The 22,732-nt window shown below is 67.6% G+C and carries 19 protein-coding genes and 1 tRNA gene; 5 read left to right on the forward strand and 15 right to left on the reverse strand.

Features of this window, described 5'->3' with window-relative positions; all coding sequences use genetic code 11:
- The first annotated feature begins 56 nt into the window (after positions 1-56).
- Both AC5P88_RS14200 and AC5P88_RS14205 read left to right on the forward strand, forming a co-directional pair.
- A complete protein-coding gene (locus tag AC5P88_RS14200) occupies positions 57-605 on the forward strand; it encodes a UPF0149 family protein (RefSeq protein WP_495225338.1) in 549 nt (182 codons plus the stop codon).
- 5 nt (positions 606-610) lie between these two features.
- Positions 611-1,933 (forward strand): aminopeptidase P N-terminal domain-containing protein, encoded by a 1,323-nt coding sequence (locus AC5P88_RS14205; RefSeq protein WP_495225375.1) that lies wholly within the window; start codon positions 611-613, stop codon positions 1,931-1,933.
- A gap of 578 nt (positions 1,934-2,511) precedes the next feature.
- Here AC5P88_RS14205 and pepQ read toward each other — a convergent pair.
- The 7 genes from pepQ to rph form a co-directional block, all read right to left on the reverse strand.
- On the reverse strand, positions 2,512-3,843 hold the full coding sequence (gene pepQ / locus AC5P88_RS14210; RefSeq protein ID WP_495225339.1) for a Xaa-Pro dipeptidase: 1,332 nt from the start codon (positions 3,841-3,843) through the stop codon (positions 2,512-2,514).
- Between the two features lie 75 nt (positions 3,844-3,918).
- Positions 3,919-4,293 (reverse strand): PilZ domain-containing protein, encoded by a 375-nt coding sequence (locus AC5P88_RS14215; protein ID WP_049426705.1) that lies wholly within the window; start codon positions 4,291-4,293, stop codon positions 3,919-3,921.
- Positions 4,290-6,566 carry a DUF1631 family protein gene (locus AC5P88_RS14220; protein WP_111202677.1) on the reverse strand — a complete coding sequence of 759 codons (2,277 nt, stop codon included), beginning with the start codon at positions 6,564-6,566 and terminating at the stop codon, positions 4,290-4,292. The genes AC5P88_RS14215 and AC5P88_RS14220 overlap by 4 nt, the downstream gene beginning before the upstream one ends.
- A gap of 119 nt (positions 6,567-6,685) precedes the next feature.
- Positions 6,686-7,912 (reverse strand): radical SAM family heme chaperone HemW, encoded by a 1,227-nt coding sequence (hemW, locus tag AC5P88_RS14225; protein ID WP_495225340.1) that lies wholly within the window; start codon positions 7,910-7,912, stop codon positions 6,686-6,688.
- A 58-nt stretch (positions 7,913-7,970) separates the two neighbouring features.
- The gene (rdgB, locus tag AC5P88_RS14230; protein WP_111113199.1) at positions 7,971-8,567 is read right to left on the reverse strand and encodes an RdgB/HAM1 family non-canonical purine NTP pyrophosphatase; all 597 of its coding nucleotides are present in this window, start codon (positions 8,565-8,567) and stop codon (positions 7,971-7,973) included.
- Positions 8,564-8,953 (reverse strand): VOC family protein, encoded by a 390-nt coding sequence (locus AC5P88_RS14235; protein WP_495225341.1) that lies wholly within the window; start codon positions 8,951-8,953, stop codon positions 8,564-8,566. Before AC5P88_RS14235 ends, rdgB begins: the two co-directional genes overlap by 4 nt.
- Positions 8,950-9,675 carry a ribonuclease PH gene (gene rph, locus AC5P88_RS14240; RefSeq protein WP_005410889.1) on the reverse strand — a complete coding sequence of 242 codons (726 nt, stop codon included), beginning with the start codon at positions 9,673-9,675 and terminating at the stop codon, positions 8,950-8,952. The genes AC5P88_RS14235 and rph overlap by 4 nt, the downstream gene beginning before the upstream one ends.
- Positions 9,676-9,799: 124 nt before the next feature.
- On the opposite strand from rph, the gene AC5P88_RS14245 reads away from it, so the two are divergent.
- On the forward strand, positions 9,800-10,660 hold the full coding sequence (locus tag AC5P88_RS14245; RefSeq protein WP_072168451.1) for a YicC/YloC family endoribonuclease: 861 nt from the start codon (positions 9,800-9,802) through the stop codon (positions 10,658-10,660).
- 57 nt (positions 10,661-10,717) lie between these two features.
- Here AC5P88_RS14245 and selD read toward each other — a convergent pair whose 3' ends face one another.
- From selD to fdnG, 8 genes are all read right to left on the reverse strand, one after another.
- On the reverse strand, positions 10,718-11,797 hold the full coding sequence (gene selD, locus AC5P88_RS14250; protein ID WP_495225342.1) for a selenide, water dikinase SelD: 1,080 nt from the start codon (positions 11,795-11,797) through the stop codon (positions 10,718-10,720).
- Positions 11,798-11,823: 26 nt separating this feature from the next.
- Positions 11,824-11,919: transfer RNA gene (locus tag AC5P88_RS14255), tRNA-Sec, on the reverse strand.
- Between the two features lie 24 nt (positions 11,920-11,943).
- Positions 11,944-13,875 carry a selenocysteine-specific translation elongation factor gene (gene selB, locus AC5P88_RS14260; protein WP_495225343.1) on the reverse strand — a complete coding sequence of 644 codons (1,932 nt, stop codon included), beginning with the start codon at positions 13,873-13,875 and terminating at the stop codon, positions 11,944-11,946.
- Positions 13,872-15,296 (reverse strand): L-seryl-tRNA(Sec) selenium transferase, encoded by a 1,425-nt coding sequence (gene selA, locus AC5P88_RS14265; protein WP_495225344.1) that lies wholly within the window; start codon positions 15,294-15,296, stop codon positions 13,872-13,874. Before selA ends, selB begins: the two co-directional genes overlap by 4 nt.
- A gap of 3 nt (positions 15,297-15,299) precedes the next feature.
- Positions 15,300-16,283 carry a formate dehydrogenase accessory protein FdhE gene (gene fdhE, locus AC5P88_RS14270; RefSeq protein ID WP_495225345.1) on the reverse strand — a complete coding sequence of 328 codons (984 nt, stop codon included), beginning with the start codon at positions 16,281-16,283 and terminating at the stop codon, positions 15,300-15,302.
- Between the two features lie 364 nt (positions 16,284-16,647).
- Entirely contained in the window at positions 16,648-17,295 is a 648-nt protein-coding gene (locus AC5P88_RS14275) for a formate dehydrogenase subunit gamma (protein ID WP_495225346.1), read from the reverse strand.
- Positions 17,292-18,209: a formate dehydrogenase subunit beta gene (fdxH, locus tag AC5P88_RS14280; protein ID WP_495225347.1), complete on the reverse strand. Its 918-nt coding sequence runs from the start codon at positions 18,207-18,209 to the stop codon at positions 17,292-17,294. Before fdxH ends, AC5P88_RS14275 begins: the two co-directional genes overlap by 4 nt.
- A 10-nt stretch (positions 18,210-18,219) precedes the next feature.
- A complete protein-coding gene (gene fdnG / locus AC5P88_RS14285; protein ID WP_495225348.1) occupies positions 18,220-21,288 on the reverse strand; it encodes a formate dehydrogenase-N subunit alpha in 3,069 nt (1,022 codons plus the stop codon).
- A gap of 292 nt (positions 21,289-21,580) precedes the next feature.
- Between fdnG and gmk the strand changes: the two genes are divergently transcribed.
- A complete protein-coding gene (gene gmk / locus AC5P88_RS14290; RefSeq protein WP_014038334.1) occupies positions 21,581-22,246 on the forward strand; it encodes a guanylate kinase in 666 nt (221 codons plus the stop codon).
- A 110-nt stretch (positions 22,247-22,356) separates the two neighbouring features.
- Positions 22,357-22,656: a DNA-directed RNA polymerase subunit omega gene (gene rpoZ / locus AC5P88_RS14295; protein WP_005410877.1), complete on the forward strand. Its 300-nt coding sequence runs from the start codon at positions 22,357-22,359 to the stop codon at positions 22,654-22,656.
- Positions 22,657-22,732: the final 76 nt, after the last annotated feature.

Consider the following 22,732-nt stretch of genomic DNA (forward strand, 5'->3'; position numbering starts at 1 on the left):
GTCTCACGGGCGCGCGCGTGCGCGTCCCGGGTTTCCTTATCCGAACGAGCCGCACGATGACCGAACTTCCCTCCGTCGACGACGTTACCCGCGCCAGCCACGAACTGGGCCTGGGCGCCACCGCTGCCGAGCTGCATGGCGCGCTGTGCGGCTGGCTGGCCGCTGGCGGCGCCGCCGGCAACGACTGGCCGGCGCGCGTGCTGGCCGACGACAACCTGCCGCCTGTGGCCGCTGACAGCGTGCTGGGGCAGCTGCTGCAGGTCACCATCAAGCAGCTGGAAGACCGCGACTTCGCCTTCGAACTGCTGCTGACCGACGGCGACGACGTATCCGCGCAGGCCGATGCCATGTTCAGCTGGACCCGTTCCTTCCTGGGCGGCTTCGGCCTGGGCAGCGGCGGCCGCCGCCCGACCCTGTCCGAAGAGGGCGAGGAAGCGCTGACCGACATGGCCAGCCTGGCGCGTGCCTCCAGCGAGGATTTCGAGGCCGGTGGCGATGATGACGACGAAGCTCTGTCGGAGATCGAGGAATTCATCCGCGTGGCGGTGCTCCTGCTGCACGGCGACGTGGTGCTGGCCTCGCGCCATCGGCAGCGCCTGAACTGATGGATATCAAGCAGCGCACCGGCATCGCGGCCGGCGAATACAAGCGTCGCCGCCGCCAGCTGATGGACATGGCCGGCGAGGACGCGATCCTGGTGCTGCCGGCCGCGGCCGAGAAGGTGCGCAGCCTCGATACCCATTATCCGTTCCGCCAGGATTCGGACTTCCAGTACCTGAGCGGCTTCCCGGAGCCGGAAGCGGTGCTGGTGTTGATCCCGGGCCGCCGCCACGGCGAGGCCATCCTGTTCTGCCGCGAGCGTGATGCCGAGCGCGAGGCCTGGGACGGCAGCCGTGCCGGGCAGGAAGGGGCGGTGGCGCAGTACGGCATGGACGATGCCTATCCGATCGACGATCTGGACGACATCCTGCCGGGCCTGCTGGAAGGTCGTTCGCGGGTCTACTACCACTTCGGCCGCGATGCCGACTTCGACCTGAAGCTGATCGGCTGGGTGAACCGCGTGCGTTCGCAGGTGCGCCACGGTGCGCAGCCGCCACACGAGTTCCTGGAGCTGGGCCACCTGCTGCACGAGCAGCGCCTGTTCAAGTCCGGCGCGGAGGTGGCGCTGATGCATCACGCCGCGCAGATCAGCGTGCGTGCGCACCTGGCGGCGATGCGTGCAGCAAAGGCAGGCATCCACGAATACGAGCTGCAGGCCGAGCTGGAGCGCGTGTTCCGCGCCAACGATGCGGTGCCGGCGTATTCCAGCATCGTCGGCGCCGGCCGCAACGGCTGCATCCTGCATTACCGCGACAACAACGCGCGTTCGCGCGATGGTGAGCTGGTGCTGATCGATGCCGGTGCCGAGTACCGCGGCTATGCCAGCGACATCACCCGCACCTTCCCGGTGAATGGCCGCTTCAGTGCCGAGCAGCGCGCGCTGCACGATCTGGTGGGCGAGGCGCAGGCCGCGGCGCTGGCGCAGGCCAAGCCGGGCGTGCCGTACGAGGCCGGCCACCTCGCCGCAGTGCAGACCCTGACCGAGGGCCTGCTGCGGCTGGGCCTGCTGAAGGGCACGCTGGAAAAGAACCTGTCCGAAGGCCTGTACCAGCGCTTCTACCGGCACAAGACCGGGCACTGGATCGGCATGGACGTGCATGACGTGGGCGATTACCGCCTGGCGGGCGACTCGCGCCTGCTGGAGCCGGGCATGGCGTTCACCATCGAGCCGGGGCTGTACGTCGGCGTGGATGACACGACGGTGGAACCGCGCTGGCGCGGTATCGGCATCCGTACCGAGGATGATGTGCTGATCACCGATGATGGCCATCGGGTGCTGACCGAAGGCCTGGCGCGCAGTGCCGACGAGATCGAAGCGGTGATGGCGGGTTGAGGGGTTCTTCTGCAGGGCTTGCGGCCCTGCACCCGCAGAGGCAACAGCTGGAGCAACAGCAACAGCAACAGCGGGCTATCCGTGGGATGGCGGGGCACTGTGGGTTTGCGGGGACGCCGTGAATCCATCCCTGGAGGCTTGGTCGCCGCATCCATGCGGCTCACACCCCGCAAACCCACAGTGCCCCGCCTTCGATAGGTTCACGCGGCTGTTGGTGGGTGCCGACCGTTGATCGGCACATCTGTCAGATATCGAATGAATCATCCACGCATGGCGTGGATCTACTTGCAATTGCGGCTGTTGGTGGGTGTCGACCTTGGTCGACACAGAGCGAGCGCAGCGAGCGACCCGCTTTTGCTTTTCTTTTTTCTTTTCCGTGGTTGGACGCGCACGGAAACCGTCAGAGGTGGGGCGGGGTGGGTTCGCGGGGGTGTCCGCGGCATGGATGCCGCGGCCAAGCCCCCATGGACGGGTTCACGGCGTCCCCCGCGAACCCATCCCGCCCCGCCAAGCGCGCATCACGCATGATGCCAGTCGACTAACAGTCGACTCTACCTGTGTGGCCAACCGCGAGGGGCTCAGCCGTTCGCTGCAGCAAACACCGGCCGGGTCAGGTTGTCAGCCTCGCCATCAGTGCACAGCACTTCGTCTTCGATGCGGATGCCGCCATACGGGCGGAAGAAGTCCACGCGCTCCCAGTTGATCGCGTCGCCATGGCCGGCGTCCTTCACTTCGTTCAACAGCATGTCGATGAAGTACAGGCCCGGTTCGATGGTCACCACCATGCCCGGCTCCAGCACGCGGGTCAGGCGCAGGTAGGGATGACCGGCCGGGCGCTCGATGCGGCCACCTTCGTCGCTGGCGGCGAAGCCGGCCACGTCATGCACCTGCAGGCCGATCAGGTGACCGATGCCGTGCGGGAAGAACGCGGCGCTGACGCCGGTTTCCAGCGCAGTCTGCGGCGAGACCTTGATCACGCCGAAGTCCTTCAGCACGCCCATCAGCGAAAGATGTGCATCCACATGCAGCTGTTTGTAGTCGAAGCCCGGGCGCACTGCTGCGCACATCTGCTGCTGGGCGGCGTCGACGGCGGCGATCATCGCGGCGAATTCATCGTGGCCGTGCGCAGCGTACGTGCGGGTGATGTCACTGGCATAGCCGTGCGCGCTGGCGCCGGCGTCGATCAGGAAGCTGCGCAGCGGCTGCGGTGCCTTGCGGCCCAGCTCGGTGTAGTGCAGCACCGCAGCGTGCTCGTTCAGGGCCACGATGTTGCCGTAGGGCAGTTCGTTGGCATCCTGGCCGACGGCCTGGCAATAGGCCATGTGGATGCTGAATTCGTCGGCGCCATTGCGGAACGCGGCTTCGGCGGCACGGTGGCCGCGCACGCCCAGCACCTGCGCCTGGCGCATCAGCGCGATCTCATACGGCGTCTTGCTGCCGCGGTGCCATTCCAGGTAGTTCACCACCGGCGCCGGGTTGTTCGGCACGAAGGCACCCAGCGCGCTCTGCGGCTCGCCCAGGATCGCGCAGCGCGCCGGATCGGCCGGCAGCAGGGCCAGCGCCTCTTCGGGCTTGCGGATGATGTGGATATCGAAGTGCTCCACCCACCAGCCGCTGGGCGCGTCCGGCACCACGTGCCAGTAGTCGAAGGGCTGGTGGAAGATCACCGCTGGGCGCTTGCCCGGGGTGAACACGATCCAGCTGTTGGGCACGCGGGTGAGCGGCAGCCACGCCTTGAACTGAGGATTTACCGCGTAGGGGTAGTCGCGATCATCGAACACCTGGTAATGCAGGGTGCCGCTGGGCACCACCAGGTGGTCGAAGCCGCCGCGGGCCAGCGCCTGTTCGGCGCGTCGGCACAGCACGGCCAGGTGGTCGGAATACAGGGCGCCGGGGTCTTGCTGGATCATTGCGGTGGCTCGACACGGAAAACGGCCCTAGATTCTGCCGCATACCGCAGAAAACCGCTGTGCCGGAACCGGCACTCAGGCCGTCGAAACCGGTCCCTCATCGCTGTCCTCGCCTACCCACTGCCGCAGCAGCTGCCGATGTTCGCGCGACAGGGTAAGGAAGCGGAAGCCGGTCCAGCTCTGCCCAGGGGCGTGCGCAGGCTCGCTCCACAGCAGGTGCACGCCTACGTCGATGGCCTCCTGGCGGCCGTCGCCCATCGGCAATGGGAAACGCAGCTGGTACAGCGCGTCCTCGCGCAATGGCGTACTGGCCAGCATCAGCATGCCGGTTTCGGACACGTTGCCAAGGCGACCCACCACGCAGTCGCGCATCTGGTCGGTGACCGGTACCAGGTCCGAGACCTGGCGGCGTGGCGCGCGGCGGGTGTCCTGGGGCGGTTGGGTGTTCATGCGGATGTCTCCCCGGCGTGGCCGTCGGCCAGTGCACGCAGTGCGTCGAGGCTGGCCTGCCAGGCGCGATCAACCAGCCGCCCCTTGTCTTCGGTGACCAGCTGCGCGCGGCCCGCGCTGATCTGCCGGGCCAGCGTATCCAGGTCGGTATCGGCGATCTTCTGTCCGCGCGGATTGACGAACAGGGCATGGCCGGTCAGCAGGCTGTACCAGGACAGGCGCTGGCGGCGCAGCGTGCCAGCGCCATTGTCGATGTCGAACCAGCTGCCGAACGGCAGCGCGGACAGCTGCTGGTAAGCGGCTTCCTCGGCGGCGTTGCGCGGGCTGGACGGTGCGGTGGTGGTGGGCCCGGCCTGTTCTCCCAGCCGCGCGCGCGCCTTCAGGCGCGCACTGAGCTCGGTACGCGAGGTGCTGTCATCCTCGCCGCCGGGCGTGGCCAGCCTGCGCGCGACCGCAGCGGCTTCCTCGGCGTGGTAGCCCACCTGCACCAGCGCGGCTTCCACATCGGCGGCCAGCGCGGCATCGGTGCCACCGGGGGCATCCACGGCCTGCGCGGTCACCGCTGCAATGCGCTGGGTCTGTTGCAGGCGCTCCTGCCATTGCGGTGAATCATCGCCGTGGCGCAGGCGGGTCAGGGTGAGGGCATCGGCCCAGGCCTGGCGCAGCAGCGTCTGCACGAAGCGCGGCGGTGACTGCGCATCACAGCACTGGTCAATCTGTGCATTGGCCTGGCGCCGGGCCAGTTCCAGGCGTTCCTTGCCGCGCGCGGCTTCGACGTGGCGGCGCTCGGCCAGCTCGGCGCGGTGAACTGCCGCACGCTGGTGCTGCTGCACGTCCTCGCTGGCGGTGGCGAAGGCTTCCGGGGTACGGACGTCCTGGCCCAGCAGGCCCTGCACGCTCTGCGCCATGCGCTGCAGCAGCTGCGGATCGACATCATCATCGCCCAGCCAGCTGGCGCCGGCTTCGGCGACCTGGTTGAGCAGTTCGCGGGCGGGGTGCTCGTCACGCACGAAGAAGCCGGGGTCAGCCATGGCGGCGCGCGCCAGTGGCACCTGCAGGCGTGCCAGCAGGGCCGCCGGCACCGGGTCTGGGCGTTGCTGCTGCTGCACCTGCTGCATCAGCAGGCGCAGCAGGTCGAGGTTGTCACGGTCATGGCTGCCGAGCTGCGCCTGTGCGCCATGTTCGCTGCGCAGCTGGGCGACAACGGCCGCCTGCAGATCGGCAACGCCGGTGGCGGCGCTGGACTGGGCCTGCAGTCGCGCGAGTACGGCATCCACGGCGGCGCTGGGCACGGCGACGCTCTGCGCGGGCGCTGCGCTGGCCTGCCGGGCCTGCTGCAGCAGTTCATGCAGGGCGCTGCCGGCGGAGGTGGTCAGCCCGGGGGTGGCCGAGCCGACGCTACCACTGTCGCTGACCGCATCCTGCAGCAGGTTCGACCACGAGCCGGAGGGAGCCGGCCCGTTCCAGCCGGTCAGCGGCGCTGCGGTACGTTTGGCGGGCTGCGTCGCGCGGCCACCACCCACTGACTGGGTGATGATGCGCCGCGTGCTTGCCGAACGTGCCAGGTAAGGGGTGTAGACCAGCCCGGGCAGGACGCCCTGCTGGGACAGCAGGGCGTTGGCGCGATCGAGTACATCGCCCAGGCGCTCCAGTACCTGGCGTTCGAAGCTGCGGTACAGCGCCAACTGCACTTCGGTGCTGAGGCCGTCCTGTTCGGCCAGCCTGCGCACCATTGCACACAAGGCCTGCGGTGCAAGGGGCAGGGCGTCGGTCTCGAATGCCGGCGCAGCGGCGAGTACGCCCAACCGCTGGCCCAGCAGGTTCAGCGAGTTGGTTGAACGCAGGGTTTCACGCCGCACCATCTCGGTCAGCAGCAGATCGCGATCGACATCGTGTTCGGCGACCAGGGACAGGCCCAGCATGCCGGGCAGCGGTGGTGGCGTGGAAAGCACCGGCGCCGCCGCCGCAGGGTCACGCAGGCGTGCCAGAGATTCGGCGACCGCGTCGAGCATGCGATCAGGGAAATGGCCGGCGAAGGCGTGCAACTGGCCGCGCTGGGCCATCAGGTCCGCCTGCTGCATGGGATTGCGCGCGCGATCCGCGTCGTGCAGCAGCGCTTGTTCCAGCGCTTCAACGGTCAGGATCAGAGGCGCGGCCAGGGTCTGCCGGCAGAGGCCGATCAACGCGCCCAGCAGTTCACGCACCCGCGGCGGCAGGTCGGCTGCAGCCAGGCGGGCTTTGTCGGCAGGGGTTGGGGAAAAGACAGCTGACATCTGCGAGCGGTACCCGGATTCCCGCGGATCGATCTGGTGAATCTACCGTGTCGGCCGATGTCGGCGCTACTTTAGGCTGAACGTGAACCGCATCCGCCGGACCATGCACGGCGGCAGGATCAATCCTCCAGGAACAGGCTCACCACATCGTTGGTGAAGCGGCGACCCAGTTCGGTCGGCTGCACATGGCCATCCGCCAGCTGCAGCCAGCCGCGCTGTACGGCCTCGGCCAGTGGTGCGTCCAGCACGCTGCACGGCAGACCGGTGCGCGACTCGAAATCGCGCAGGCTGAAACCTTCGTGCAGGCGCAGCAGGTTCAGCATGTACTCGAACGGTAGGCGCTCCGGCGCGATCACATCGTCGCCACCGAACGAGGCCGGGGTACCCGCGCTGTCCAGGTAGGCCTGCGGGTGCTTCAGCTTCCAGCGCCGCAGCACGTGTTCTTCGGCGCCTGAACTGATCTTGCCGTGCGCACCGGCACCGATGCCCAGGTAATCGCCGAAGCGCCAGTAGTTCAGGTTGTGCGCGCTCTGTCGGCCGGGGCGCGCGTAGGCGCTGACTTCGTACTGGCCGAAACCGGCCTGCGCGAGCAGCGCCTGGCAGTGTTCCTGCATGTCCCAGGCGTTGTCTTCATCGGGAATGCCCTGCGGCGGCCGTGCGAAGAACACCGTGTTCGGTTCCAGGGTCAGCTGGTAATGCGAGATGTGCGCCGGCTGCAGCGCGAAGGCGCGCTCCAGGTCGGCCTCTGCACCGGCCAGGGTCTGTTCCGGCAGCGCGTACATCAGGTCGATGTTGAAGTTGTCGTAGCCCGCGTCCTGCGCCATCTTCACCGCGCGCTCGGCTTCGCCACTGTCGTGGATGCGGCCCAGGCGCTTGAGCATCGCGTCGTCGAAACTCTGGATGCCGAAGCTGAGGCGGTTCACGCCGGCCGCGCGGTAGCGGTCGAAACGGCCGTGCTCGGCGGTGCCCGGGTTGGTTTCCAGGGTGATCTCGGCATTGGGCGCGAAGCGCAGGCGCGCGCTGGCCTGCTGCAGGAAGCGGTCGATCGCTTCCGGCGGGAACAGGCTGGGTGTACCGCCGCCAAAGAATACGCTGTGCACCACCCGGCCCCAGACCAGCGGCAGGTCCTGGTCCAGGTCGCGCAGCAGCGCGTCGATGTAGGCATCGAACGGAAGCTCGCCCTTGGCCTGGTGCGAATTGAAATCACAGTACGGGCATTTGCGCACGCACCACGGCAGGTGCACGTACAGCGACAGCGGCGGCGGCACCAGCCGCGGTGGGCTGTCGTGGTCAGCGGAGCAGGCTTCGCCGGGCAGGTGGTTGCAGTGGTCGTGGGCGTGCGGCATGGGCTTCTTCGGTAGTGCCGGCCGCTGGCCGGCTTCCCTGGTTCGATCAGGTGGGGCGTCAGTACAGCGTTGCCAGCTGCTGCTTGAGCTGCTGCAGGGCGAGGGCGCGGTGGCTGATGGCGTTCTTCAGCGCCGGCTCCATTTCCGCGGCGGTCAGGCCGTGGGTGGTGTCCAGGAACACCGGGTTGTAGCCGAAACCATTCGTGCCGCGCAGCTCGCGGATGATCTGGCCCTCCCAGCGGCCTTCGCAGATCAGCGGCTGCGGGTCGGTGGCGTGGCGCAGCAGCACGATCACCGCATAGAAGCGGGCGCTGCGCTGGCCATCGGGAATATCGGCCATCGCGTCCAGCAGCTTGGCATTGTTGGCCGCCGCGTTGGTCGGGTGGCCGGCATAGCGCGCGCTGTACAGGCCCGGCGCACCGCCGAGGGCATCGACGATCAGGCCCGAATCATCGGCCAGCGCCGGCAGGCCGGTTGCTTCGCAGGCCGCGCGCGCCTTCAGCAGCGCGTTCTCGACGAAGGTCAGGCCGGTTTCTTCCACGTCACCCAGGCCGAGTTCGGCGGCCGAGGTGATCTGCAGCGGCAGGTCGGCAAGGATCTCCTGCATCTCCACCAGCTTGCCGGCGTTGTGGCTGGCCAGTACCAGTTTCTTCATTGACGGGGCTCCAGCAGGTCCCAGGTGTTGCCATACAGATCGCGGAACACCGCAACCGTTGCATAGGGTTCTTCGCGCGGCGCTTCCAGGAACTCGACGCCGGCGGCCAGCATTGCCGCGTGGTCGCGGTGGAAGTCGTCGGTGTTGAGGAAGAAGCCGACGCGGCCACCGGTCTGGTTGCCGATGCGGCTGCGCTGTTCCTCGTTGCTGGCGCGGGCCAGCAGCAGGGCGGCGGCGCTGCCGTCGGTCGGGCCGACCACCACCCAGCGCTTGTGGCCCTGGTCGATGTCTTCCAGCAGCACGAAGCCGAGCTTGCCGGTGTACCAGGCGATGGCTTCGTCGTAATCGGCCACCACCAGGGTGGTCAGGGCGATGCGGCGGTTCATGCCGACAGCGCCGCCTGCTGTGCGGCCAGCAGTTCGCCCACGCCCTTTTCGGCCAGGCCCAGCAGCGCGTCCAGTTCATCGCGGCGGAAGGCGTGCCCTTCGGCAGTGCCCTGCAGCTCGATGAAGCCGCCGCCGTCGTTCATCACCACGTTCATGTCGGTGTCGCAGTCGCTGTCTTCGGCGTAGTCCAGGTCCAGCACCGGGGTGCCGCGGTACACGCCCACCGACACGGCGGCCACCGCGCCCAGGATCGGGTTGCGCTTGATGTCGCCGCGCTTCATCAGCACGTTCACCGCATCGACCAGGGCCACGTAGGCGCCGGTGATGGCGGCGGTGCGGGTGCCGCCGTCGGCCTGCAGCACGTCGCAGTCGAGGGTGATGGTGCGCTCGCCCAGCGCGTTGCGGTCTACGCAGGCACGCAGGCTGCGGCCGATCAGGCGCTGGATCTCCAGCGTGCGGCCGCCCTGCTTGCCGCGGGCCGCTTCACGGTCGCTGCGGGTGTGGGTGGCGCGCGGCAGCATGCCGTATTCGGCGGTGACCCAGCCTTCGCCCTTGCCGCGCAGGAAGCCCGGCACGCGGTTCTCGACACTGGCGGTGCACAGCACGCGGGTTTCGCCGAAGCACACCAGCACCGAACCTTCGGCGTGGCGGGTGAAGCCGCGTTGGATGACGACCGGGCGGAGCTGGTCGGGCTGGCGGCCGCTGGGGCGGGAATCGGACATGGTGCGGGTTCCGTAATGGCGAGGGAGTACGCCGCCACGCCCGCGGCCTTCACGGGGCGGGCAAGGGGGCTCTGGTGAGGGCGCTAGGGTACCATTCCCCCTTTGCACGCACCGGACACATTCCATGATTCGAAGCATGACCGCCTATGCCGGCGGCGAGCGGGTCACCCCGTGGGGCACGCTGGGCTGCGAGCTGCGCTCGGTCAACCACCGCTTCCTGGAGGTCGGCACCCGCCTGCCCGAGGAACTGCGGGCGCTCGAACCGCAGCTGCGCGAGCGCATCGCCGCGCGCCTGAGCCGCGGCAAGCTGGATCTGGTGATGCGCCTGCGCGCGCCGGAAGCGGCGGCCAACCTGCAGGTGGATGAAGCCCTGCTGGGCCAGCTGGGACGCCTGGCACACCGGCTGACCTCGGATTTCCCCAACCTGCAGGTCAGCTTCACCGAACTGCTGCAGCTGCCGGGCGTGACCCGTGGCGAGGCCACCGATGCTGCTGCCCTGCAGGCCGAGGCACTGGCCCTGCTGGACCAGGTGCTGGACGGCTTCGTCGAGGCCCGCGAGCGTGAAGGCGGAAAGCTGTCCGCCGCCATCAGCGAGCGGGTGGACGGCATCGAACGCATCGCCACCGAAGTGCGCACCCTGATTCCGGCCATTCGCGACGGCCAGCGCGCCAAGCTGGCCGCACGCCTGGCTGACCTGCCGCACCCGGTCGACCCGGGCCGTGCGGAGCAGGAGCTGGTGCTGTGGCTGCAGAAGCTGGACGTGGATGAAGAACTGGACCGCCTCGGCAGCCACATCGTCGAGATCCGCCGCGTGCTCAAGCAGCGCGAGCCGGTCGGCCGCCGCCTGGACTTCCTGCTGCAGGAGTTCAACCGCGAAGCCAATACGCTGGGTTCGAAGTCGGTGGACAGCCGCACGTCCAATGCCGCGGTCGAGCTGAAGGTGCTGATCGACCAGATCCGCGAGCAGGTGCAGAACATCGAGTGATGCTGCACCCAGCGAAACGACAAGGGCGCCTTCGGGCGCCCTTGTCGTTTCCGCGCATCAGCGCACGCTGACGCCCGGTGTTCCAGCGCTCAAGCGGCCGATCACGGCTGCCTGGCCGAACCCTGCGTCGTGGAAACAGGCCAGCACCGCATCCACCGCTTCCGGGGCACAGGACACCAGCAGGCCGCCGCTGGTCTGCGGGTCGGTCAGCAGTGGCTGCCAGTGTGCTGGCAACCCGTCGGCGAAGCGCACGTCGGCGCCATACGAGGCCCAGTTGCGGTGGGACGCGCCGGTCACGCAGCCGCGCTGCAGAAGTTGCAGGGCCTGAGGCAGCAGCGGCACCTGTGCACTGTCCACCTCGGCAGCGACACCACTGGCGCGGCACACTTCCAGCAGGTGGCCGAGCAGGCCGAAACCGGTCACGTCGGTCATCGCATGCACGCCGTCCAGCGCGGCCAGCGGCACGCCCACGGTGTTAAGTCGGGTGGTCGACTCGATCATCTGCCGGTAGCCGTCGGCATCCAGCACTTCTTTTTTCAGTGCTGACGAATACACGCCCACGCCCAATGGCTTGCCCAGCACCAGCACATCGCCGGTGCGGGCATCGGCATTGCGCTTGAGCCGCTGTGGATCGAGCACGCCGATCGCGGCCAGGCCATAGATGGGTTCCACCGAATCGATGCTGTGGCCACCAGCCACCACGATGCCGGCATCGGCGCAGGCACGTTCGCCGCCCTGCAGGATGCCGCGGATGGTGTCCTGCGGCAGGGTGTTGATCGGCATGCCGACGATGGCCAGCGCGAACAATGGCCGTGCGCCCATCGCGTACAGGTCCGACAACGCATTGGTGGCGGCGATGCGGCCGAAGTCGAACGGGTCGTCGACAATCGGCATGAAGAAATCGGTGGTGGCGACGATCGCCTGGCGATCATCGAGCCGATACACCGCTGCGTCATCGCTGGTCTCGCGGCCGACCAGCAGTTCAGCCGGTGCCGGAAGCGCTGGAGCGCCGCGCAGCAGTTCCGTCAGTACGCCCGGCGCGATCTTGCAGCCGCAGCCGCCGCCATGCGCCAGCGAGGTCAGGCGTTGCGGGGCATCGGCCGTTGAAAGGGCGGGGGACTGCGCGTGCGTGGCCATGCCGACATCTCCTGCGGAAACACGAATGGCGGAAGGCAGCAGGAGTCGAACCTACCAGGGAACGATCGACGCCCCCTACTGGGTTTGAAGCCCAGCCGCATGCCCGGATGCGCATGCCTTCCGAAGGTACCGCGGTACCGGTGGGCTCAATCGCGGGCTGCGCTCCACTGCAGGTCGCCGCGTGGCCGATGCTGGTCACCGACGCGTCGAGTGTAGCCAACGCGATTGAAGAACTCCAAGATCTGGATGCTGCGCTTGCGGCCCAGGCCGATGGCATCGCGGAAAGCGGCCGCATCCACCGTGCCGGTGGCCTGTGACAGCTGCGCGACGATCGCGGCCAGCTCGGCAATGCGGGCCGGCGCATAGAACAGATCCGGTACTACCTGGAACAGTTCACCGCGCGCTGCGGCGCGACGCAGCGCGGCGCGGACCTCGTCCTCGACCAGACCGAAGCCGGCGGCCAGGGTGCGCACCCATGGCGGATCGAAACCGCCGTCATGCAGCTGCGGCAGTACGCGTTCGAGCAGCAGGCGCTCGCGTTCCGGTGGCGCGTGGTCATGGCCGGGCAGGCGCCACCAGGCGCCCACGCGCTGCACGCTGCCGTCGTCCAGCAGCTCCTGGAGAAGCGCGTTCCACAGGCTCGTTGCCAGCGCAGGCAGGGTGCTGCGCTGCAGGCGCCCGCTGTCGACACCGGGTTCGTCAGGGCGTCGTTCATGCCAGCCACGCAGTGAGGCGACTACCTGTTCGCGCAGCACCTGCCAGTGCGCAGCGAGGATGACCACCGTGGCGTCGCGGGTGGCGATGCGCTGCGCGCCTGCAGGAAGATCGATCTGTTCGGCGGCGCGCCGGCAGTAGCGCTGCAGCGCGGCCAATGAAACTCCGGTGGGCGCCTGCTGAAGCAGCGGGCCAACATCTGCGCTGGTGGCCAGCAGTTCCAGCGCCACCAGCCACGCCAGGCGTGCAGGGCTGCGCCGCCGCCGTTGTGGCGGATCCGGATCGAGTACCACACCGCCGCCCAGCGTACGGGTTGCCGCTGAATCGCGGGCAATGAAGCGATCGCCGCACATCGCGCAGACCGGCGCGTCGAACACCAGCTGCACGAGCTGTCCATCGCCGTGGTCACGATCTTCCAGCAGCACTGCATGGGCCTGCCGGTGCATCGTGCCCCAGTGGATATGCAGCGGCGCCCAGTCGCGCAGCGGTGGTGCCAGCGCGGAAAGCCGCAGGCGCACATCAACGCGGGTGGTGGCCAGCAGTGCGCGCGGGTCGGCGATCCAGTCGCCGCGGTGGATGTCGTCGCGGGCGATTGCGGCCACGTTCAACGCGCAGCGTTGCCCGGCCATCGCGTGGTCGCTGGCCTGGTTCTGCGCGTGGATGCTTCGCACGCGTACGTCGGTGGCGGCTGGCATCAGCTGCAGATGCTCGCCAACAGTGGCGGTGCCGCCGTGCACTGCGCCGGTCACCAGCGTGCCGTGGCCGGCCAGCGAGAACACGCGGTCCACCGGCATGCGGAACAGTTCGCCGCGCAGTCTGGCCTGGCGCGCGCTGGCATCGGCTGCGGCCCAGGCATGCAGCTGGGCACGCAGTGCGTTGATGCCAGCATCGTTGGGTGCGGTGCTGTTGCAGGTGAATACAGGGGAATCCTGCAGCGGCGTGCCGGCCAGCAGGGCAGCGATCTCGATCTCGACCCGGGCCAGGCGCGCGGCATCCACGCGGTCGATCTTGGTCATGGCCACCGCACCGCGGTCCACGCCCAGCAGCTGCAGGATCGCCAGGTGCTCACGGGTCTGCGGCATCACGCCGTCGTCGGCGGCGATCACCAGCAGGGCAACATCGACGCCCGTCGCACCGGCCACCATCGTGTGCACGAAGCGCTCATGGCCGGGGACATCAACGAAGCCCAGCGTGGTTGCAGGGGCTTCGCCGTCCGCGGCTTCCACCGGAACATAGGCGTAGCCCAGTTCGATGGAAATGCCGCGCGTACGCTCTTCCTGCAGGCGATCGGTTTCGATGCCGGTCAGTGCCCGCACCACGCTGGTCTTGCCATGGTCGATATGCCCGGCTGTACCGACGATCATGCCTGCAGCATGCTCCACTGGTCGACGAAGCGCGCTTCGTCGGCGGGTTCCAGGCAGCGCAGGTCCAGCCACAACGCATCATCGGCGATGCGGCCCAGCACTGGCTGGGGCAGCTGGCGCAGATGCCTGGCCAGGCGATCCAGCCCGCCGCGGCGCGTGCAGGTGATGCGCAGCCCGGCACTGGCCAGCTGGGCCTGTGGCTGCGCACCGCTGCCGATCTGGCTGTGCATCGCTGCACATTCGACGCTGTAGTCTGCTGCCAGCCCGGCGCGCACCGGCGGCAGCAGACGCTGCGCCTGCGCAGAAGCATCGTCGTGCGTACGCGACAGGATACGCAGGGTCGGCAGCCGTTGTGCCAGCAGCTCCGGTTCGCGGTACAGGGCCAGCACCGCTTCCAGCGCGGCCAGTCCCATCTTGTCCATGCGCAGTGCCCGCTTGAGCGGGTTGCGGTTGATCCGCGCAATCAGATCGGCGCGGCCGGCGATGATGCCGGCCTGGGGACCACCCAGCAGCTTGTCGCCACTGAACGAAACCAGATCGGCGCCAGCCGCCAGCGCTTCCTGCACGGTGGGCTCGTGCGGCAGCCCGAAGGCCGCCAGGTCGCACAGGCTGCCACTGCCCAGGTCCACGACCAACGGCAGGCCATGTTCGTGCGCGATGCCCGCCATCGCCGCAGTGTCGACCTTGGCAGTGAAGCCGGTGATCGCGTAGTTGCTGGCATGCACCTCCATCAGCAGCGCCGTACGCGCACCGATGGCATTGGTGAAGTCGGCGGGATGGGTACGGTTGGTGGTGCCCACTTCCAGCAGCCGCGCACCGGCGCTGCGCATCACATCGGGAATGCGGAAGGCGCCACCGATCTCCACCAGCTCGCCGCGCGACACCACCACCTCACGGCGATTGGCCAGGCTGTTGAGCAGCAGCAGGACCGCAGCTGCATTGTTGTTGACCACGGTGGCGGCTTCGGCGCCGGTCAGCTCGCAGACCAGTGCCTGCACCCGCGTATCGCGATCGCCGCGACGGCCACGGGAGATGTCGAATTCCAGATCGACCGGCGCGGTCATCGCGCGGGTCACTGCCTTCACCGCGGCCTCGGGCAACAGGGCGCGCCCGAGGTTGGTGTGCAGCACGGTGCCGGTCAGGTTGAACATCGGCTGCAGGTCCAGCCGTGCGTCGCTGGCCAGTTCGGCATCGAGTGCCGCGGCCAGCGCAGGTCCGTCGATGGCTTCCTGCAGCTGCGCGGTCGACAGCTGGCCGGCACCGATACGGTCGCGCAGCCCCTGCAGGTGCGAACGCAGCAGCTGGGTGATGCGGCTGCGGCCGTGGCGTTCGATCAGTGCCGCCAGTGCAGGCAGGTGCAGCAACCGGTCCAGCGAGGGCAGGGCGGCGACCGATGCCGGGGTGGGGGACATGGCAGCCATCGGTCAGTCGCTGTCGGATTGCCACAGCAGCGGATTCTGGCTGGCACGCGCATAGCCTTCCTCGGCCAGCAGCAGATCCAGCGCCAGCGTGCCGAGGTCATCAGCCACCGGCTCCAGTGACGGGTCTTTCTCCAGATACAGGATCTTGCGATAGCTGTGGCAGTGGTCGCAGGTCTCGGCGCGAACCGCACTCTCGCGCACCGCCTCGCCGCTGTCGCCGTCCACCTCGGCCAGGGCGCGATAGGCAATGTCCTTGCCGGCGGCACCACACTGGCTGCACTGCACGCGCACGTAGTGCCACTGGCAGGCGCACAGCGAGCACGACAGGTAGCGATAGGAGGCGTAGGGCGGACGCGCCTGCACCACGCTGGCCACCGGCAGCGTGCCACACAGCGGGCACAGCCCCGGCGCATCCGCCAGTGGCTTGAGGTCGGTGGGGCGGAAGCTGGCCGCGAGCACTGCCCAGTAGACCTGCAGTGCGTTCATCACCAGCAGCGCCGCAACCGCGTCCACCGATGGCGCGTCATCACGCTCCAGCACGGCATGGGCCTGCGCATCCAGCCAGGCATCGTCGGCAGCGGCGACGCGCTGCAGCTCCTGCCGGGTTTCCACCGGAAGCCCGGCTTCGTCGGCACAGTGCTGGCACAGCGTGCGCAGCCAGTTGCGCCAGCAGCCATCGAGTTGCAGGGTATTGGCCGGCCGCAAGGGCATGCCTGCACTGGCCGCCGCACTCGATTGCTGCGCGCGCGCCTGCGCTTGCAGCGCCTCGCACTGCTGCGGTGTCAGCTCGTCCAGCACTGCCTGCTGTGCATCGGCCAACGCCGCCAGCAGCTGCAGGTAGCCGCCGATGGCGCTGTGCGCGGCCAGGCTGCGTAGCCGCGCCGCGCGCTCGGCGAACAGGGAAGTGACATCGGGCAAGATGATGCGCGGAACATCGCGCGAGGCGAGCGTCTCGATCTCACCGGGTTCAAGGATGCGTTGCGCCATGCAGGGCCAGCCGGAAGAACCAGGCTCCATCCTCGCCGTTGTCGGCGCTGGCGTCCAGCGTGCTGCCGGCCATTTGAAATGGTTGGGGTCAGATCCGTTTTCCACAGGAAAACGGATCTGACCCCATCGGTTGTTGCCGTGTTCATCGTGTCGACCAAGGTCGACACCCACCAACAGCAGCGGGAAACTGTCGAAGGCGGGGCGCCGTGGATTTGCGGGGTGTCCGCGGCATGGATGCCGCGGCCAAGCCCCCAAGGACGGGTTCACGGCGTCCCCGCAAATCCACGGTGCCCCGCCATCCCACCGATAACTGCTGTTGCTGTTGCCTTGGCTTGAAGCGGGTGCAGGGCCGCAGGCCCTGCCGCTACCCCTCTCCCCGCCGCCCGCGCAGGATGTCGCGGAACCATTGCCGGTGGTGCTTGTACGCCCACCCGTAGGTCACCTTTCCCTGGGTCATCGCCCGCACCGACCCCTTGATCCAGATCGCCGCATAGATGTGCACCACGATCGCGCAGATCAGCACCCAGCCGAACAGCGCATGGGCAAGCACCGAGAAGCGGATCACCCCGATCGGGAAGAAATGACTGAAATACTGCCGCCAGATCACGAAGCCGGTCAGCAGCAGCGCCGACAGGCATCCGATGATGGCCCAGAACAGCAGCTTCTGCCCGGCATTGAAGCGGCCCACGGGCGGCAGTTTCTCGTCCTCGTTGCGCAGTACGTCGCGCATGCCGCGCATCCACTTGCCATCGTCGGCGGTCGGCAGGTTGTCGCGCCACATCCGCAACGCCAGCAACGCAAAGCCCACCACCATCGCCAGGCCGATGAACGGGTGCAGGATGCGCGTCCACGGTCCGCCGCCGAACAGCTGGGTCAGCGGAAACAGGGCAGGGTGGAACAATGCCAGCCCGGACAAGGCCGTCAGTACGAAGCAGATCGCCACGATCCAGTGGTTGATGCGGGTCGGCGCGCGGTAGCGGATGATCTGTCGCGGGTGCGGTGCGTACTTCATGGCCGCTGCTCCTCTTCGATCTTCTTGGCCTCGTGCTCGGCTTCTTCTTCCTCCTCGTCATTGACCGTGTTGCGGCCGATGCCGATGTAATGCAGGAACCCGGCGAAGGCGGTGGCGGCGATCGCCAGCACGCCCAAGGGCTTGGCCACGCCCTTCCAGATCTCCACCATCGGGCTGATCCGCGGGTCCTTGGGCAGGTCGGCGTACAGCTCGGGCTTGTCCACGTGCTGCAGCACGTACATCACGTGGGTGCCACCGACGCCCTGCGGGTCGTACAGGCCGGCATTCTCGTAGCCGCGCGATTTCAGGTCTTCGACGCGGCCGGCGGCATGTTCGGTCATCGCCTGCTTGCTGCCGAAGGTGATCGCGCCGGTCGGGCAGGTCTTCACGCAGGCCGGCTCCTGGCCCACCGCCACCCGGTCCGAGCACAGCGTGCACTTGTAGGCCTTGTGGTCCTTCTTGGAGATGCGCGGCACATCGAACGGGCAGCCGGTCACGCAGTAGCCGCAGCCGATGCAGTTCTCTTCCTGGAAGTCGACGATGCCGTTGGCGTACTGGATGATCGCGCCGGGCGACGGGCAGGCCTTCAGGCAGCCCGGGTCGCTGCAGTGCATGCAGCCTTCCTTGCGGATCAGCCACTCCAGCTTGCCCTTCTCGTCCTCGTATTCGCGGAACTTCATCACCGTCCACGACTGGTCGCTGAGGTCCGGCGGATTGTCGTAGCTGCCGACGCAGCTGCCGACTTCGTCGCGCAGGTCGTTCCACTCCATGCACGCGACCTGGCAGGCCTTGCAGCCGATGCACTTGCTCACGTCGATCAGCTTGGCGACCTGTCCGGTATGCGCGCCACGTGCTTCCGGTGAAGGCGTGGTGGTGGCCGAGCGGCGGATGATGTCCAGCGATTGCAGTGACATGGCGTGTCTCCTACACCTTCTCGACCTTGACCAGGATGCACTTCGATTCGGGCGTCTGCGAGTTGCCGTCACCGATGGCGTTGGTCAGCGTATTGGCGATGTAGCCGGGCTTGGCTGCACCGAGGAAACCCCAGTGGATCGGTATGCCCACCTGGTGCACGGTCTTTCCATCGATCTGCAGGGCCTTGATGCGCTTGGTCACCATTGCCACGGCTTCGATATGGCCGCGCTTGGAACTCACGCGCACGCGGCTGCCGTTGTTGATGCCCAGCTCGTCGGCCAGTGCGGCGCCGATCTCGACGAACTGCTCGGGCTGGATGATGGCGTTGAGCTTGCCGTGCTTGGTCCAGAAGTGGAAATGCTCGGTGAGCCGGTAGGTGGTGGCCACATGCGGGAACTCGTCCGGCGAGCCGATCTGGGCACGGTCGCTGGCGAATACGCGTGCGGCCGGGTTGTTCAGCGTCTGCACCTGGCCGGGGCTGAGCGGGTTGCTGCGCAGCGGCGTATCGAACGGTTCGTAGTGCTCCGGGAACGGGCCTTCGGCCATGCCGGCCTTGGCGAAGAAGCGGGCGATGCCTTCCGGGTTCATGATGAACGGGCCCATGCCGCCGGCCGGGTCTTCGTCGGCCTTGAAGTCCGGCACGTCCACGCTGCCCCAGTTCTTGCCGTTCCAGGCCAGCAGCGTGCGCCGCGGGTCGAACGGTTGCCCGGCCACGTCACAGGAGGCGCGGTTGTACATGACGCGGCGGTTGGCCGGCCATGCCCAGGCCCAGCCCAGGGTATTGCCGATGCCGGTCGGGTCGCTGTTGTCGCGCCGCGCCATCATGTTGCCGGTCGGGCCCCAGGCGCCGATGTAGATCCAGCAGCCGGAGGACGTGCTGCCGTCGTCGCGCAGGTCGCCGAACGCGGCCAGCTGCTCGCCGGCCTTGCGCACCAGCTTGGTCGGGTCCTTCGGATCGAACACGTCCACCAGCGCCTTGCCGTTGTATTCCATCGCCAGTTCTTCCGGCGTCGGTGCCTCGGGGTTGGAATACTTCCAGGCCAGGTCGCGCACGGGCTCCCACCAGGCGCCGCCGTCCTTCTCGTACATCGCCTTGATGCGATGGAACAGCTCGGACATGATCTCGATGTCGCTGCGCGCTTCGCCCGGCGGATTGGCGCCCTTCCAGTGCCATTGCAGCCAGCGCGAGGAATTCACCACCGCGCCGTTCTCCTCGGCGAACGAGGTGGTTGGCAGGCGGAACACTTCGGTCTGGATCGCGCTGGGATCGACGTCGTTCAACGCACCGTGGTTCTGCCAGAACGCGATGGTCTCGGTTTCCAGCGGGTCCATGCTGACCATGAACTTCAGCTTGGAGAATGCGCTGATCAGCTTGCCCTTGTTCGGCGCCGAGGCCAGCGGGTTGAAGCCCTGGCAGATGTAGCCGTGGATCTTGCCTTCGTTCATCAGCTCGTACGCCTGCAGCATGTCGTACGGCTTGTCGAGCTTGGGCAGGTAGTCGAAGCACCAGTTGTTGTCGGCGGTGGCGGCATCACCCCACCACGACTTCATCAGGCTGACGTGGAACTTGGGGTAGTTCTGCCAGAACGACATCTGGTTGGCGCGCAGCGGCTTCTGCGTGCGCTTGGCGATGTACGCGTCGTAGTCCTGCTCATCCTGTTTCGGCAACGTCAGGTAGCCGGGCAGCAGGTCGGACATCAGGCCGATGTCGGTCAGGCCCTGGATGTTGGAGTGCCCGCGCAGTGCGTTCATGCCGCCACCGGCCACGCCGATATTGCCCAGCAGCAGCTGCACCATGGTGCCGGCACGCACGTTCTGCGCACCGATGGAGTGCTGCGTCCAGCCCAGCGCGTACAGGATGGTCATCGCCTTGTCCTTGCCGGCGGTGGACGCGATCATGTCCCAGATCTGGCGGATGCTGTCTGCCGGCGTACCGCAGATGCGCTCGACCATCTCCACGGTGTAGCGCGCATAGTGCTGCTTGAGCAGGTTGTAGACGCAGCGCGGGTCCTTCAGCGTCGGGTCGCTGCGCACGAAGCCATCATCGCCGTACACGTAGTCCCAGCTGGAGCGGTCATAGCTGCGCTTCTCGGCGTTGTAGCCCGAGTACAGGCCGTCCTTGAAGGCGAATTCGTCCTTCACCAGGAACGACATGTCGGTGTAGTTCAGCACGTACTCGTGCTGGATGCGGTCCTCGGTCAGCAGGTAGTTGATCAGGCCACCCAGGAACACGATGTCGGTGCCGGTGCGGATCGGCGCGTACACGTCGGCCACCGCGGCCGAGCGGTTGAAGCGCGGATCAACCACGATCAGGCGTGCCTTGTTGTGTGCCTTGGCCTCGGTCACCCATTTGAACCCGCACGGGTGCGCCTCGGCGGCATTGCCACCCATGATCAGGATCAGGTCGGCATTCTTGATGTCGACCCAGTGATTCGTCATCGCACCACGGCCTAGCGTCGGGGCAAGACCTGCCACCGTCGGGCCGTGTCAGACACGTGCCTGGTTGTCGAATGCCAGCATGCCGAGGGAGCGGACGACCTTGTGGGTCAGTACCGCGGTTTCATTGCTGGTGGCCGAGGCCGCCAGCATGCCGGTGGTCAGCCAGCGGTTGACCGTCTGCCCGGCTTCGTTCTTCTGCACGAAGTTGGCGTCGCGGTCTTCCTTCATCAGCCGTGCGATGCGGTCCAGTGCATCGTCCCAGCTCAGCCGCTTCCACTCGTTCGAGCCCGGTGCGCGGTACTCGGGGTAGAGCAGGCGCGATTTGCTGTGGATGATGTCGGCTAGGCCGGCACCCTTCGGGCACAGCGTGCCGCGGTTCACCGGATGGTCCGGGTCGCCCTCGATATGGAAGATGCTCGGCTCGGCGTTCTTGGCGCCATCGCCGAGGCTGTACATCAGGATGCCGCAGGCCACCGAGCAGTATGTGCAGGTGTTGCGGGTCTCGGTCGCGCGGGTCAGCTTGTATTGCCGGACCTCCGCGAGCGCGATGCCGGGCGCGAAGCCCATCAGGGCCAGGCTGGAGCCCACCAGGGTTGTCCCGGTGACCTTCAGGAACTGGCGGCGACTCATCGAGGGCATGCCGTTCTCCTTGGATGGCGGGGCGGCAGGCAGACCACCCGGCTGTCGGTAGGTACGGCCCGGTTATAGCACAGGCCCCCGGATGCCCATGTGGCACAAGGGCCGGCGCCCGCAGGACGGGCGCGGAAAGGGGCCGCTCTGGTAAAGTTGCGTGCCCGCACCCCGGGGAAGCGTCTGCCGGGCCTGGTTCCAGGATGTTCCGCGCAGCCCCCGCCGTCCTGGCGCGATCCTCCGCGCCGGATCTGGAACACCGAGGAAAAATTTTGCGAAATCAACCAGTTGGGTTCCGCGCATGAGCGCCCCGTCGAAGCCGTCGGACGCCGTTGCGCGCGGCACGCTGTACATCGTTGCCGCCCCGTCCGGTGCCGGCAAGAGCAGCATCGTCAATGCCACCCTGGCGCGCGACCCGCAGATCGCCCTGTCGATCTCCTTCACCTCGCGCGCGATGCGCCCGGGTGAAGTGAACGGCCAGCACTACCATTTCGTCTCTGCGGAAAAGTTCGAGGAAATGATCGCCGCCGGCGACTTCTTCGAGCATGCCTGGGTGCACGGCGACTGGAAGGGCACCGCCCGGCAGTCGGTGGAGCCGCAGCTGGCCGCCGGCCAGGACGTGCTGCTGGAAATCGACTGGCAGGGCGCGCAGCAGGTGCGCCAGCTGGTGCCGGGCACGGTCACCGTGTTCATCCTGCCGCCGTCCAAGCAGGCCCTGCAGGACCGCATGCGCAAGCGCGGCCAGGACAGCGAGGCGGTCATCGCCCAGCGCCTGGGCGCGGCCCGCGATGAAATGCTGCACTTCAACGAGTTCGACTACGTCATCGTCAACGAGGTGTTCGACACCGCGGTGGACGAGCTGTGCGCCATCTTCACCGCCAGCCGCCTGCGCCGGGAGGCCCAGAAGGTCCGCCACGCCGGCCTGATCCAGGCCCTGTTGACCCCCGATCCGGGCGCAACTGACTGATTCCAAAAGAATCGGGTGGGGGTTGGCTTGATTTTGTCCAGCCCCTGCCAGTACACTCCGTCCCCTTTCCCTCATTCGACTGAGCGGCCGACCGGTCGCCGGGAGCCCGTATGGCCCGCATCACCGTAGAAGATTGCCTGGAAGTCGTTAACAACCGTTTCGAACTGGTCATGATGGCTTCCAAGCGTGCCCGCCAGCTCGCCAACGGCGTGCAGGCCACGCTGGACAACAGCGAGACCGAGGACAAGCCGACCGTGCTGGCGCTGCGCGAAATCGCCGCCCGCAAGATCGACAACGCGCTGATCGACGAAGTCGAGAAGGCCGAGCGTGAGCGCGCCGAGCGCGAAGCGCTGGAGTGGGCCGCCGCCGAAGTGGTCGCCGACGAAGACATGTCCAAGAACGACGATTGATCGCATCGATCAACGTCATTGCTGGATCGCCGAGCAGCCCGCCCCGTGCGGGCTGTTTCGCATTCAGGATTTGCCG

The sequence above is a fragment of the Stenotrophomonas sp. YJH_SMC_8 genome (assembly GCF_059371315.1).

Coding starts and splice junctions, on each gene's coding strand:
- selA (WP_495225344.1), bottom strand. CDS start 15,296: ATGGCTGCCATGTCCCCCACCCCGGCATCGGTCGCCGCCCTGCCCTCG.
- rph (WP_005410889.1), bottom strand. CDS start 9,675: ATGTCCGATTCCCGCCCCAGCGGCCGCCAGCCCGACCAGCTCCGCCCG.
- hemW (WP_495225340.1), bottom strand. CDS start 7,912: ATGCCGCACGCCCACGACCACTGCAACCACCTGCCCGGCGAAGCCTGC.
- fdhE (WP_495225345.1), bottom strand. CDS start 16,283: ATGGCGCAACGCATCCTTGAACCCGGTGAGATCGAGACGCTCGCCTCG.
- AC5P88_RS14220 (WP_111202677.1), bottom strand. CDS start 6,566: ATGTCAGCTGTCTTTTCCCCAACCCCTGCCGACAAAGCCCGCCTGGCT.
- AC5P88_RS14275 (WP_495225346.1), bottom strand. CDS start 17,295: ATGAAGTACGCACCGCACCCGCGACAGATCATCCGCTACCGCGCGCCG.
- rdgB (WP_111113199.1), bottom strand. CDS start 8,567: ATGAAGAAACTGGTACTGGCCAGCCACAACGCCGGCAAGCTGGTGGAG.
- selD (WP_495225342.1), bottom strand. CDS start 11,797: ATGGCCACGCACGCGCAGTCCCCCGCCCTTTCAACGGCCGATGCCCCG.
- fdxH (WP_495225347.1), bottom strand. CDS start 18,209: ATGTCACTGCAATCGCTGGACATCATCCGCCGCTCGGCCACCACCACG.
- selB (WP_495225343.1), bottom strand. CDS start 13,875: ATGATCGTCGGTACAGCCGGGCATATCGACCATGGCAAGACCAGCGTG.
- AC5P88_RS14235 (WP_495225341.1), bottom strand. CDS start 8,953: ATGAACCGCCGCATCGCCCTGACCACCCTGGTGGTGGCCGATTACGAC.
- gmk (WP_014038334.1), top strand. CDS start 21,581: ATGAGCGCCCCGTCGAAGCCGTCGGACGCCGTTGCGCGCGGCACGCTG.
- AC5P88_RS14245 (WP_072168451.1), top strand. CDS start 9,800: ATGATTCGAAGCATGACCGCCTATGCCGGCGGCGAGCGGGTCACCCCG.
- AC5P88_RS14200 (WP_495225338.1), top strand. CDS start 57: ATGACCGAACTTCCCTCCGTCGACGACGTTACCCGCGCCAGCCACGAA.
- pepQ (WP_495225339.1), bottom strand. CDS start 3,843: ATGATCCAGCAAGACCCCGGCGCCCTGTATTCCGACCACCTGGCCGTG.
- AC5P88_RS14215 (WP_049426705.1), bottom strand. CDS start 4,293: ATGAACACCCAACCGCCCCAGGACACCCGCCGCGCGCCACGCCGCCAG.
- rpoZ (WP_005410877.1), top strand. CDS start 22,357: ATGGCCCGCATCACCGTAGAAGATTGCCTGGAAGTCGTTAACAACCGT.